This is a genomic window from Streptomyces sp. NPDC005784, from assembly GCF_042871525.1.
GTDB lineage: Bacteria > Actinomycetota > Actinomycetes > Streptomycetales > Streptomycetaceae > Streptomyces.
The window spans coordinates 57,779-70,615 of sequence record NZ_JBIAIQ010000027.1; the positions used below are offsets into that span (position 1 = coordinate 57,779).

Sequence of the window (12,837 nt, forward strand, 5' to 3'; positions counted from 1 at the left end):
CACAGCTCAGTGCAGGAGAAACGCATGCTACTGCTCGACCCTGAGGCCAACCGCTCCGATTCGAACCCGCAGACCGCGTACTGGCGGTCCCAGCTGGCCTCGCTCACGCAGACGCCCGGCTTTCTGCCCGACCTCCGTCCTGACCCGGCCGAGAACGCCCAGGCACACCCGGAGCACGGCACCCACGCCATACGCCTCGGTACCACGCTCACCGAACGGCTCGACCGAATAAGCCGCGACCAGCCGGAGATGCTCTCCGTCGTCCTGACTTCCGCCTTGGTGGCCCTGGTCGGCCGGTACACCGGTGAGGAGGTGGTGGCGATAGCCCAGCCGACGCGGGGCGCCGCGCCCGAGTTCGCCGGCGGCCCGCTGCTGCTGCGCGTCGAAACCGGCGGCTCCCTGCGGGAGTTGCTGGGCCGGGTGGCCGCCTCCGTCCGGGAGGCGGAGAGCCGTCAGGACTGCGCGGTGGCCGCCCTGGCCGCCGAGCTGGGCCACGCCGACGCCTTCGCCACCGCGATGACGCTCGACGGGTTCCACGACGCCCCGGACACGTCCCGCGACGGCGTCCGCTTCACCGCCTCCCGTGACGGCGCGGAACTGGTCGTGACGGTCTCCTACGACACCGCCCGCTACGCCGAGGCGTCGATCGAGCGCATCGGCGCGCACTACGCCCTGCTCCTGGAGCGGGCCGCCGCCTCGCCCGACACGGCCGTCGACGAGATCGACCTGCGCACCTCCGAGGACGAGGCCGTCGTCGCGGCGAGCAACGCGACCGAGCACCCCTTCGACACGGACGCCACCCTGCACGGCCTGTTCGCCGCGCAGGCCGCCCGGACCCCCGACGCGCCCGCCCTGCTGAGCGACGACCGGACGGTGTCGTACGCCGAACTGGACGCGCGGTCGAACCAGTTGGCTCGCACGCTGCGGGAACGCGGGGTCGGCCGGGACTCGATCGTCGCGCTGGTCACGGAGCGGTCGCCCGAGATGATCACGGCGATCCTGGCCGTGCTCAAGGCCGGCGGCACCTACCTCCCCGTCGACCCGTCGTACCCGCAGGCCCGCATCGACTACCTGCTCTCCGACAGCACCACCCAACTCGCGCTCCACCAGGCCCGGTTCGCGTCTCTCCTCGGTGACACTCCCGGCCTCGACCTGGACGACGAGGCGTCGCACGCGGCGGACGGTTCGCCCCTGGAGGCGGTGTCCGGCGCGGGTGACGGGGCCTACGTCATCTACACCTCGGGCTCGACCGGGCGTCCCAAGGGCGTCCTGGTGGAGCACCGCAGCGCGGTCAACCGGCTCGCCTGGATGCAGCGCGCGTACCCCATCGGCCCCGACGACGTGGTGCTCCAGAAGACGTCGATCTCCTTCGACGTGTCGGTGTGGGAGCTGTTCTGGTGGTCGTTCACCGGAGCGGCGCTCGCCCTGCCCGCGCCCGGCGTGGAGAAGGACCCGGCCGCGCTCGTGGCCGCACTGGAGCGGCACAAGGTCACCACCACGCACTTCGTCCCGTCGATGCTGACGATGTTCCTCGGGCATCTGGCCCGGTTCGGTGACGGCACGGGACCGGGCGCCCTGCGCCAGGTCTTCGCGAGCGGCGAGGCCCTGGGCACAGCGCAGGCCGTCAGGTTCGCCGAACTCCTGCCCGGCGCACGGCTGATCAACCTGTACGGGCCGACCGAGGCGACCGTCGACGTCACGCACCAGCCCGTCGAAGGGCTCGGCGACCGGGCGCGGCTGCCCATCGGACGCCCGATCGACAACATCCGCCTGTACGTGCTCGACGCGGACGGGCGCCAGACGCCGGTCGGTGTACCGGGTGAACTCCACATCGCGGGCGTGGGTGTGGCGCGCGGCTATCTGGGCCGCCCGGAGCTGACCGCCGAGAAGTTCGTCTCCGGCGACGCGGTGCGCGCGGCGACAGGCGAAGACCGGCTGTACCGCACGGGCGACCGAGCGCGCTGGCTGCCCGACGGCACGATCGACTACCTGGGCCGGGTCGACCTCCAGGTGAAGGTGCGCGGGTTCCGTGTGGAGCCGGGCGAGATCGAGGAGCGGCTGCGCGCCCACGACGCGGTGGGGGACGCGGCGGTCGTGGCCGTCGACGACGGGTGGCAGACGTCGTTGCGCGGGTTCGTCGTCCTGGACGGCGAGGCGTCCGAGGCGCAGCTCAAGGAGCACGTGCGTGCCGCGCTGCCCGAGTACATGGTGCCGGGCCGGGTCGTGTCCGTGGCCGAGCTGCCGCTCACGCCGAACGGCAAGCTGGATCGGGCCGCGCTGCGCCGTCCCGAGGCGTTGCGCAAGCAGGCCCCGGCGCACGTCGCCCCGCGCAACGGGCGCGAGGAGATCCTCGCGGGGATCTGGAAGGACGTGTTGGGCCGGGAGAAGCTCGGCGTGCACGACAACTTCTTCTCACTGGGCGGCAATTCGATCCACTTCGTGTCGGTGCTCGCCAAGTCCCGTGCCGCGGGGCTCGACTTCACCTTCCAGCAGTTGTTCAAGCATCAGACGATCGCGCTGCTCGCCGAGTCGATCGAGGCGGAGGCGGAGTCGGCGACGGTCGCCGAGGACGTCGCCGCGCGTGGCGCGTTCCAGCCGTTCGAGCTGATTTCGGACGCGGACCGGGCGCTGCTGCCCGCGGACGCGGAGGACGCCTACCCGCTGTCGATGCTCCAGGCGGGCCTGATCTTCCAGACGGAGATCACGGGCGGTCTCGGCCAGTACCACGACGTGCTGAGCTACTCGATCACGGGCGCCTTCGACACGGAGGCGTTCACGGAGGCCGTGCAGCTGCTGACGCTGCGGCACCCGATCCTGCGGACGACGTACCACCTGACGGGCTACAGCGAGTTCCTCCAGATCGTGCACCGGGATGTCCCGCCGCCGTTGACCGCCGCCGACCTGCGCCACCTCGACGGGGCCGGGCAGGAAGCCTGGCACGAGGACTGGCTGGCGCGCGAGAAGGCCCGCCGGTTCGTGTGGGAGGAGGGCGGCCTGGTAACCCTGCACGTCCAGGTGCTCAGCGACGAGTTGTACCGGTACACCGTCAGCCAGCACAACTCGGCTCTCGACGGCTGGTCGATCTCGCTGCTGCACACGCAGCTCTTCGAGCTCTACCACCAGGTGCGCGAGGGCCGGGACACGACGCGGCCCGCGGTCGACAACCACCTGCGCAACTTCGTCGGCCTGGAGACGGAGGCGCTGCGGTCGCCGGCGTCGCGGGACTTCTGGCTGAACGTTCTGGAGGGCGCGACGCCCGCCGACGTCCCGCCGAAGGCGGACGCGGTGGCGACCGACGACTTCCAGGTCGTGCTGCGGGACGTATCGCTGCCCGCGGGGCTCACCGAGCGTGTGGAGGCGACGGCCGAAGCTCTTTCGGTGCCGTTCAAGGACGTGCTGCTGGCCGCGCACATGAAGGTGCTGGGCCTCGTGTCGGGCCAGGACCAGGTGATGACGGGCTACGAGCACAGTGGCCGGCCGGAGCTGCCGGGCGCGGAGACGACCCTGGGTCTGCACCTCAACTCCGTCCCGTTCCAGGTCGATCTGAGCGGGGGCAGTTGGGCGGATCTGATCCGCAGGGTCTACCGCGCGGAGCTGGACCTTCTGCCGCACCGCCGCTACCCGATGGCGAAGATGAAGCAGGACCTCTCCACGCAGCGCACGCTGTTCGAGACGACGTTCAACTTCACCCACTTCTACCTGCTGAAGAACCTCCAGCAGCTGCCCGAGTTCTCGATGCTCGACATGAGGGTCGACTCGGAGACGGAGTTCCCCTTCCGTACGGAGTTCTCCCGGCACTTCTTCGACGACGAGGTGCAGCTCTGCCTGCACTACCACACGCACCTGTACGACGAGGAGCAGATCGACCGCATCGGCGGCTACTTCGTCCGTGTCCTCGAACTGATGGCGAGCGAGCCCGACGCGCCGCACGGCGCTGTGCGGTTGCTGGCGGACGAGGACCTGGCGCTGCTCGGCCGCACTCCGGCCGACGAGGTGGACGTCGTCGCACAGGTGTCCGGCGGAACGGCCACCGAGGCCACCGTCGCCCGGATCCGGGAGGCGTGGCAGAGCGTCCTCGGGCTCACGGCCGAGGACATCGGCGCGGACGACGACTTTTTCGCGCTCGGCGGCAACTCCCTGTCGGCACTGCGGGTCGTGCTGGAACTCGACGGCCTGGTCACGCTCTCCGACCTGACCCGGGTCCCCCGGCTCACCGAACTCGCCGCGCTCATCGAAGGGCGCGACCGCGAGGAGACCGAGGAGGAGCTGCTGCACCTGCTCACCTCGAAGGCCGAGGGCGCCAGGGCAGCCGTTGTCTGCGTGCCGTACCCCTGCGGGCACCCGGTGAACTTCAAGCCGCTCGCCGAGGAGATCGAGAAGCTCGACCCGTCGCTCGTGGTGTACGGCCTGGAGCCGCCCGGGCACAGCCCGAGCCACCCGGGCGAGTTCACCGACGTCCTGGAGACGGTGACGCGGATGGCGGACGAGATCGAGCGGAAGGCCGATCTGCCGCTGATCCTGTGGGGGCACTGCGGTGGCGCCGCCGTCACGGTGGAGCTGGCCCGTGTCCTGGAGGAGCGGGGCTTCGACCTGCGGCACGTGTTCATCGGGTCCAAGCTGCTGCCGCCCGCGAAGGACATGCAGGAGTCGATCGACATGATCGAGACCTGGACGGACGACGAGATCATCTCGTACATGGTCGAGGAGACCGGCTACACCGAGCTGGACGGCCTCGACCGGCGCTACACGTCCTTCATGGGCGACCTGTTCCGTCACGACGTGTGCGGTGGCTACCGCTACTTCATCGGCGTGACCGAGGAGGAGCCTGACTGGCGCATCGAGGCGCCCTTCACGGTCGTCGTCGCCGACGACGACAAGGGCCTCACGCACGCCGTCGACGAGTACCGCTGCTGGGAGCGCGTCGCGAACGACGTGAACTTCCGTGAACTGGCGGGTGGCGGGCACTACTTCGTGCGCGGAAACCCCGCCGGCACCGCTGAACTGATCGCGCGGGCGTGGGCGTCCGCCGCCGAGTTGGAGGGCTGACATGCAGATCCCCGTCCTGTGCTTCCCGTTCGCGGGCGCCGGAGCCTCCGCGTTTCGCCGCTGCCAGGAGTACGGCAGCGACACCGTCCTGATCGTCCCGGTCCAACTCGCGGGCCGTGAGGAGCGGTTCGGCGAGCCGCTGTACACCGACGTGGTGTCCGCCGTCGACGACCTGCTGCCCACTGTCCTGGACGAGGTGGCGGGCAGCCCGGCCGTCGCCCTGTTCGGGCACAGCCTCGGCGCGGTCATGGCGTACGAGATGGCCCACCGCATCAGCGCGCTCGGCGGCCCCGAGGTCGTCAAGCTCTTCGTCAGCGGCTCACCCGGGCCGTGGACGCAGCGCGAGACCCGGGCCACCGGACTGACCGACGAGGCGTTCCTCCAGCAGGTCAAGGAGTTCGCCGGGTACACCCATCCGGCCCTGGAGCACCCCGACCTGCGGGAGATGCTGCTGCCTCCGCTGCGCGCCGACGTAGAGATGCACGAGAGCTACCGCGCCCGGTCCGAGATGCCGCTGAACGTACCGATCGTCTCCATCCGGGGCGAGGTCGACGAGCTGGTGGACCGCGCCCAGGCCGCCGAGTGGGACGCGGCGACCACGGGCGGCTGCCGTCAGGTCGAACTCCCGGGCGGGCACATGTACCTGGTCGACTCGCCCGCCGACCTGGTCCGCCTCCTCGACGAGGAGCTGGCCGCCCAGGAGGTGGGCCGATGAGCGCCGTGCTCACCGCCGCCCCGCTCACGGGCAAGGTGGCACTCGTCACGGGCGCGGCCCGTGGCATCGGCCGGGCCTGCGCCCTCGCGTACGCCCGGGCCGGGGCGGACCTGCTGCTGACCGACATCGGGGACGACCTCGCCGGCGTCCCCTACCCGCTGGGCACGGCGAGCCAGTTGGCGTACACCGCCCGGATGTGCCGGGAGGAGGGCGGCGGCGCGGTGTCGACCGCCATGGCGGACGTGCGTGACCTGGAGGCCGTGCGAGCGGTCGTGGAGGGCGCCCTCGACCGGTTCGGCCGCATCGACGTCCTGCTCAACAACGCGGGGATAGCCGCCCCTTCGGGCAAGACGGTCCAGGACATCACGCCCGACGAGTGGGACCTGATGCTCGACGTCGACGTCTCGGGCGCCTGGCGGATGATTCGGGCCGTGGGCGCGGCGATGACGAGCCAGCGCGCGGGCAGCGTCATCAACGTGGCGTCCACGGCGGGCCTGGTCGGCTACCGGCATTTCGCCGGGTACGTCACCGCGAAGCACGCGCTGGTCGGCCTGACCAAGGCGGCGGCCCTGGACCTCGCGCCGTTCGGGGTACGCGTGAACGCGCTGTGCCCCGGTTCGGTGCGTGACGACGACGCGGCCGAGGGCCGGATGCTCACGGAGATCGCCCGGTCCCTGGAGGTGCCGGTCGAGGAGCACGAGGAGACCTTCGTGGCGGCGCAGCCCATGAACCGGCTGATCGAGCCGGAGGATGTGGCCGGGGCCGCGGTGTGGCTCGGCTCGGACGACTCGCGCCAGGTGACGGGCTCCACGGTCACCGTCGACGGCGGCTTCACGAGCCGGTGAGCGCCCGTGAGAAGTACCCGGAGGGGAAGACGATGAACGACACGGGACGACTGTGCCAGGCGCTCGCGCTGCGGGTGCACACGGGCGCCGACCCCGAGCGGCTGCGCCGGAACCTGGCGCTCGCCGCCGACGGCGTACGCCTGTGGGTCGAGGACGTGCCCGGCGGCGCGGCCTCCGAGGCCGCCGCGCGGCACCGCGAGCGGGAACTGTCGCGGCCCGCCGATCCGCGCACCGGACCCGGGCTGCGCACGGTCCTGCTGCGGTACGAGGACGGGGTGGCGGACCTGGTCGTGGTGGCGCACCGGGCCGTGCTCGCCGACCCGTACGACCTGGCGCAGGCACTGCTCGTGGAGCCGGCGCGGCCGGACGCCGTACCGAAGGAGCACGGCGAGCGGCTGCGTACCGCGCTCACCGGGCTCGATCGGACCGAGGCGCCGGAGTGGGGGCTCGGCACGCCGGGCGCCACGACGGCGGGGCTGCACCGCTTCTCGGTCCCGGCCGAGGGCGGCGCACCCGCGTCGCTCACGCTCAGGGCCGCATTGGGTCTGGTCCTCGCGCGCTGCACGGCCGCCGCCGAGGTGACGCTCGGTGTGGACGCCGAGCGGGCGCTGACGTTCACGGTCGACGCGTCCGCGACGGTGGCGCAGTACCTGGAGCAGGTGGACCGGGCCGTGCCCGAGACCGGTCGGGCGCCACTCGCCGGTCTGGTCACCACCGAGGCGCCCGAGGCCCTGACCGGCGAGGGCGTCAAGGCGGAGCCGCTGGCGCAGCGGCCGTTCCTGGACCCGGTGCACGCGCTGTCGGTGCACGTGGCCGACAACGGGTCCGCGGTCCTCGGGGGTGTGGTCCACCACCGCCACTCCGCGTTCGGCGACGCCTCGGTCGCGTGGCTGACCGGCATGCTGGTCACGGCGCACCGGGCGCTGACCGGCGCGGCCCCCGGGACCCGGGTCGGTGACATACCCCTCTTCGACGAGGAGCGGCTGCGCGACCTGGCGGTGCTCGGCGGTCTGGGCCGCGCGCCCGAGGTGCCGGACGAGCGCATCGAGCAGGTCGTACGTGCCCGGGCCCGGCGTACGCCGGACGCGCCCGCGGTGTCGTTCGAGCAACTTGAGCTGACATACCGTCAACTGGTCGAGCGGGGCGACGAGTACGCGGCCGCACTGCGAGACCTGGGGGTCGCGCCGGGGGACCGGGTGGGCGTCTGCCTGGAGCGGTCGCTCGACCTGGTGGTGGTGCTGCTCGCGGTGCTCACGTGCGGGGCCACGTACGTGCCGATGGACCCGGCCTATCCGGCGGACCGTCTTGCGTACACCTGCGAGGACGCCGAACTCACGCTGGTCGTCACGGAGTCGGAGACCTTCCCGCAGCGGGACGGTGTGCGGACCGTACGGCCCGACGCGCTCGCGGGGGACGGCCGGGAGCCGTTGGAGCCGTTCGACCTCCCGGCCGATGCTGCCGCGTACGTCATCTACACCTCGGGCTCCACCGGTCGCCCCAAGGGTGTCGTGGTCCCGCACCACAACGTCGGCGCGCTGATGCACGCCACACGGGACGACTTCGGGCTCGGCGGCGACGACACCTGGACGCTCTTCCACTCCAGCGCCTTCGACTTCTCCGTGTGGGAGATCTGGGGCTGCCTGATGACGGGCGGGCGCTTGGTCGTCGTGCCGTACTGGGCCTCGCGCGACCCGGCCGAGTTCGCGATGCTGCTCGCCGCCGAGCAGGTGACGGTGCTCAGCCAGACGCCGAGCGCCTTCGCCCAGCTCATGACCGCCGACCGGGAGAAGCGGGTCTCGGACTCGGTGCGCCTGGTCGTCTTCGGCGGGGAGCCGCTCGACACGAGGCCGTTGCGCTTCTGGCTCGACCGGCACCCGGAGTGGGCGTGCCGCCTGGTCAACATGTTCGGGATCACCGAGACGACCGTGCACGTCACGGCGCAGACCGTCACCCGCCGCGAGGCGCTGGCAGGTTCGCGCTCGGTCGGGGCCGCTCTGCCCGGCTGGCACCTGTACGTCCTCGACCCCGAGGGCCGCGAAGTGCCCCCGGGGGTCTCCGGCGAGATCTACGTGGGCGGTCTGGGGGTGGCCGGGCGGTACCTCAACCGCCCGGAGTTGACCGCCCAGCGCTTCCTGCCGGACCCGCACGCGCCCGGCCTGATGTACCGCAGCGGCGACCGCGGGCGGCTGCTGCCCGACGGACGTCTGGAGCACCTCGGGCGCCTCGACAGCCAGGTGAAGCTACGCGGCTTCCGCATCGAGCTGGACGAGATCAGGGCACGCCTGCTGGACGCGCCGGCGGTGGCGGCCGCCACGGTCGTCCTGAGGCAGGCGACCGACGCGTCCGACACGGCGGGCGCCCGTCTCGACGGGTACGTCGTCCTGCGCGACGGGGCCGACGGCGACACCGCGGAGGTACGGCGGCACGTGGCGCGCTTCCTGCCCGAGCACATGGTGCCGTCGACGCTCACCGCGTTGCCCGCGCTCCCCCTGACGCCCAACGGCAAGGTGGACACGGCACGTCTGCCCGAGCCGCTGGCGCACGGATCGGACGAGGAGCCGCTGCCCGAGGGCGACGACACCGAGTCGCGGCTGCGCGTGTTGTGGGAGAAGGTCTTCGGCTTCCGGGTCGGCCTGGACGACGACTTCTTCGCGCTCGGCGGCAACTCCCTCCTGAGCGTCAGGCTGTTGGCGGCGGTGCGGGCGGCTGGTCTGCCCGCGTTCCCGCTGCCGCAGCTGTACCTCCACCGGACCGTGCGCACGCTCGCCGCGCACCTCGACGGAGCGGAGGCCCGGTCATGACGCTGCTGCTGGTCGGGGCCGGTTCGCAGGCGTACCGCGAGTACCTGCTGCGTTCCGTCGCGAAGGAGTACGAGGTCCATCTCCTCGCGGAGCGGGCGCCGTTGTGGGAGGGGCCCTATCTGAGCGGGCACACGGTGGTGGACACCACGGACGTCACGGCCATGGCCGAGGCGGTGCGCGGACTCCCGTACGAGGGAGTGATGACCTGGGACGACACCCGAGTCGTCCACACCGCCGAACTGGCACGGCAGCTCGGTCTGCCGGGCAGTTCGCCGGAGGCGACGCTGCGCTGCCGCGACAAGTGGGCCACCCGCGAGGTGTTGCGCGAGGCCGGGGTGCCGCAGGCCCGGTCCGCGCTGGTCAGGTCGCTGCCCCAGGCACGCGCCGCGGCAGCCCTCGTCGGCTACCCGCTCGTCCTCAAGCCCCGTGCGCTGAACGCGAGTACGGGCGTGGCGAAGGTCGACGCACCCGCCCAGCTCTCCGGCCGCTTCCGCCTGGCACGCGGGGCGACGGCTCCGGGCGCGGTGGAGGTGGCGCCGGGGGACGTCCTGGTCGAGGAGTACCTGGACGGCCCCGAGATCAGCGTCGACGCGGCCTGGTACGAGGGACGGATGCACCCCGCCTTCGTGGCGCGCAAGGAGTGCGGCTTCCCGCCGTACTTCGAGGAGACGGGGCATCTGGTCGACGCCGAAGACCCGTTGCTCACCGATCCGGCCGTGCTCGACGTGGTGACCGCCGCGCACGTCGCGGTCGGCTTCACCACCGGCTGGACGCACACGGAGCTGCGGCTCACGGCGGAGGGTCCGAAGGTCGTCGAGATCAACGCCCGGATCGGCGGGGACCGCATCCCCGACATCGGGCGCCTCGCCCTCGGTGTCGACGCGGCGCTCGTCGCGGCACGGGTGGCCTGCGGGGCGCGGCCGGACGTACGGCCGGACCGGCGCAACGTCGCGGCCGTGCGCTTCCACTACCCGGAGGCGGACTGCATCGCGCGCGAGGTTGTCATCGACACGCCGGCCCTGCCCGCCCCGGTGGACACGGCCCTGGCCATCGCGTTGCCCGGCCAGGAGCTGCGCCTGCCGCCGAACGGTCATGTGTCCAGCCGCTACGCGCTGGTCACGACGGTCGGCGCGACGCACGAGGAGTGCCGCTCCGCACTGGACAAGGCGTCAGCCGCCGTACGTCTGGAGGTGCTGCGCACCTTGTGACGCGAGGGCCTGGTCGGGGAGGGAGCCGTTCCTCCCCGACCAGGCAACTCCTCGGTGGGCGGCAGGACGTGCGTCGTCGACATGTCTCCGCCGGTCGCCGCGGCTCTCATTCAGTGCTTCACCGGGGTCCCGCCGTCGAGGCGGACTCCCGTGGCACGGCGGTTGAAGTCGCCTGAGGCGGAGCCGCAGAACACCGCCCCAGCCAGGTGCGCGCCGGGCACGCGCGACAAGTTGTGCTGTGTTGTGCGCAGTGCACCGCACTCCCCCACCGGCGGTGCGCACCGGAGGCACGACAGATCAATGACCGCTGCGGCCGTCGTAGACCGTGAGCGACAGTTCCTTCACCGCGGTCCGAGCGCGCTGTTTGTCCAGGCCCTCGTCTATGACCTCCAGCGCACCGGCTGCCGAGATCCGAACCGCGCGGGGAAGACCCTCGTAGGCGGCGAGCCGGTACGCCACGGTCCGGCGGGCCTTCTGCTCCCTGTCGCTCACCCCGCCAGGGACGACCGGAAAGACCGCGGCCTCGTACAGCGCGACACCCATGACAACCACGTCCGCGATGCCCTCCAAAGCCGCACCGCTCCGGACACCCGGAGGGGGATCCACCGCGATCTGACTGTGGAAGAACCCCCCGAGCCCGACACCCACGGCCGACGTACCCGCTCCCACCGCGGCTCCCGCCCAGCCACCGAAAACGAAGCCGAAACAGGCCCCGCCGGCCACCACACACACCACCATCACCATGGTGAGCAACACATGCATGCGAGTACCGGGCGAAACCTTCATGCCCAGCAGTATGCAGACACTCCCCAACCACACGGCACCGGCCCCGGGACCAGCTGATACCCGCCGGCCGTGGCACCGGATCACCACCACCGCAGGATGCCCCGACCCGCTCCAACAGGGCAGGCGAAGTACGTCCGAACGGCATCCACCGAAAGCCACGCATAGCCCCACCACAGCCCCCGGGCAGGCGGCTCGGTCCGATTCCGGCCGTCATGCCACCGGGGCGTCGAAGTCGATCGGGTACTGGAACTGCCAGGCGTTCTTCTCGGGCTTCATCAACTTGAACATCATCGGCAGCAGCGCGTCGCGGATCACCCGCGCGACCGGGCCCGCGGCCTTGCGGGCGTTGGTGCGGGCGGTCTCCTTGATGATCCGCTCCACCCGGGGCCGGCGAAGTTCCTCGTAGCGGGCCAGCGCCTGAGGCAGGGGCAGGTCGCGCAGGCAGCGGGCGAGTTCGACGGAGCTCTCCGCGGCGAGCGAGGCGCCCTGGCCGGAACTGGAGGAGGGCGCATGGGCCGCGTCTCCGGTGAGGACCATGCGGCCGCGGCTCCAGCGCACCGACCGCGGCATGTTCTCGGTGCTGCCTGCGAAGAGCATCGTCTTCGGGTCGGTGGCCGCGAGCATCCGCTTCGCCGGGGTGGCGTCGCCCTCGCAGACCTTCGCCAGGTGCCCCAGCCAGTAGGCGCCACCGCGTTCGCGCTGCTCGTTGACCGAGAGCGGTTGCGCCACCGGCAGGTTGATGAACCAGATGCCCGCGCCGTCGGCGAAAACCTGCCAGGCAAAGAAGCACCGCTTGCCGAAGGTCATGTACATCGTGCCGCCGGTGGGCGCGACGCCGGCGTCGGCGACCATCGCGCCGAACCCGGCCGTGCCCGCGAACTGCGGCGCGGAGGCGGTCGGGTCGATCAGGCGGCGGACCGTGGAGCGCAGACCGTCCGCGCCGATCAGCACGTCGGCGGTCGCCGTGCTGCCGTCCTCGAAGCGCGCGGTGACACTGTCGGTGTCCTCGCCCGCGTCGACGATGCGCTTGCCGTGGAGCGTGGTCACGCCCCGCTCCTCGGCCGCCTCACGCAAGGTGCGAAACAGCTCAGCGCGGATCACGAAGCGCGTCGGGTCGATACCGGGCAGCGTGCCGAACTCGGCCAGCTTCTTGCCTTTCCAGCTCTGCAGCACGATGCCGTTCATCTCGGTGCTGACCGCGCGGATCGCGCCGCCCACGCCGATCGCGTCGAACGCCTGGAATCCGTTCGGCGCGAGGCCCATGCCGCCGCCGACCTCGTCGGCCGGGCCGTCGTACGCCTCGAAGATCGTCGCCTCGATGCCCGCCCGTCGTAGCGCCATCGCGGTGACGGGACCGGCGATACCGCCGCCGATGACCAGTGCGGAGCGAACCTTGCCGTTCGTCGTGCCAGTCGAGTTCGTCATGAATGGATAGT

General features: G+C 71.8%; 7 protein-coding genes. 5 read left to right on the forward strand and 2 right to left on the reverse strand.

The annotated features are described in order from the left end of the window. The first annotated feature begins 24 nt into the window (after positions 1–24). The 5 genes from ACFYR3_RS32285 to ACFYR3_RS32305 are packed head-to-tail and all read left to right on the forward strand — an operon-like array spanning position 25 to position 10,615. Complete coding sequence (locus tag ACFYR3_RS32285; protein WP_389285474.1) at positions 25–5,046, forward strand: amino acid adenylation domain-containing protein; 5,022 nt, start codon at positions 25–27, stop codon at positions 5,044–5,046. Between the two features lies 1 nt (position 5,047). Next, the gene (locus ACFYR3_RS32290) at positions 5,048–5,761 is read left to right on the forward strand and encodes an alpha/beta fold hydrolase (RefSeq protein ID WP_355853131.1); all 714 of its coding nucleotides are present in this window, start codon (positions 5,048–5,050) and stop codon (positions 5,759–5,761) included. Continuing rightward, on the forward strand, positions 5,758–6,606 hold the full coding sequence (locus tag ACFYR3_RS32295) for an SDR family oxidoreductase (protein ID WP_355853134.1): 849 nt from the start codon (positions 5,758–5,760) through the stop codon (positions 6,604–6,606). Before ACFYR3_RS32290 ends, ACFYR3_RS32295 begins: the two co-directional genes overlap by 4 nt. 32 nt (positions 6,607–6,638) lie before the next feature. Then, positions 6,639–9,407: an amino acid adenylation domain-containing protein gene (locus ACFYR3_RS32300; protein ID WP_389285476.1), complete on the forward strand. Its 2,769-nt coding sequence runs from the start codon at positions 6,639–6,641 to the stop codon at positions 9,405–9,407. Then, positions 9,404–10,615, forward strand: a complete 1,212-nt coding sequence (locus ACFYR3_RS32305; protein WP_355853139.1) for an ATP-grasp domain-containing protein — start codon at positions 9,404–9,406, stop codon at positions 10,613–10,615. Before ACFYR3_RS32300 ends, ACFYR3_RS32305 begins: the two co-directional genes overlap by 4 nt. Positions 10,616–10,912: 297 nt before the next feature. Here the strand turns inward: ACFYR3_RS32305 and ACFYR3_RS32310 are convergent, their stop codons facing one another. Then, on the reverse strand, positions 10,913–11,401 hold the full coding sequence (locus ACFYR3_RS32310; protein WP_389285478.1) for a hypothetical protein: 489 nt from the start codon (positions 11,399–11,401) through the stop codon (positions 10,913–10,915). A gap of 210 nt (positions 11,402–11,611) precedes the next feature. Beyond that, positions 11,612–12,826 carry an NAD(P)/FAD-dependent oxidoreductase gene (locus tag ACFYR3_RS32315; protein WP_355855752.1) on the reverse strand — a complete coding sequence of 405 codons (1,215 nt, stop codon included), beginning with the start codon at positions 12,824–12,826 and terminating at the stop codon, positions 11,612–11,614. Between the last annotated feature and the right edge of the window lie 11 nt (positions 12,827–12,837).

Excerpts from the sequence above, each read along its gene's own strand:
- ACFYR3_RS32290 (WP_355853131.1), top strand. The coding sequence starts at position 5,048 with ATGCAGATCCCCGTCCTGTGCTTCCCGTTCGCGGGCGCCGGAGCCTCC.
- ACFYR3_RS32305 (WP_355853139.1), top strand. The coding sequence starts at position 9,404 with ATGACGCTGCTGCTGGTCGGGGCCGGTTCGCAGGCGTACCGCGAGTAC.
- ACFYR3_RS32285 (WP_389285474.1), top strand. The coding sequence starts at position 25 with ATGCTACTGCTCGACCCTGAGGCCAACCGCTCCGATTCGAACCCGCAG.
- ACFYR3_RS32315 (WP_355855752.1), bottom strand. The coding sequence starts at position 12,826 with ATGACGAACTCGACTGGCACGACGAACGGCAAGGTTCGCTCCGCACTG.
- ACFYR3_RS32295 (WP_355853134.1), top strand. The coding sequence starts at position 5,758 with ATGAGCGCCGTGCTCACCGCCGCCCCGCTCACGGGCAAGGTGGCACTC.
- ACFYR3_RS32300 (WP_389285476.1), top strand. The coding sequence starts at position 6,639 with ATGAACGACACGGGACGACTGTGCCAGGCGCTCGCGCTGCGGGTGCAC.
- ACFYR3_RS32310 (WP_389285478.1), bottom strand. The coding sequence starts at position 11,401 with ATGAAGGTTTCGCCCGGTACTCGCATGCATGTGTTGCTCACCATGGTG.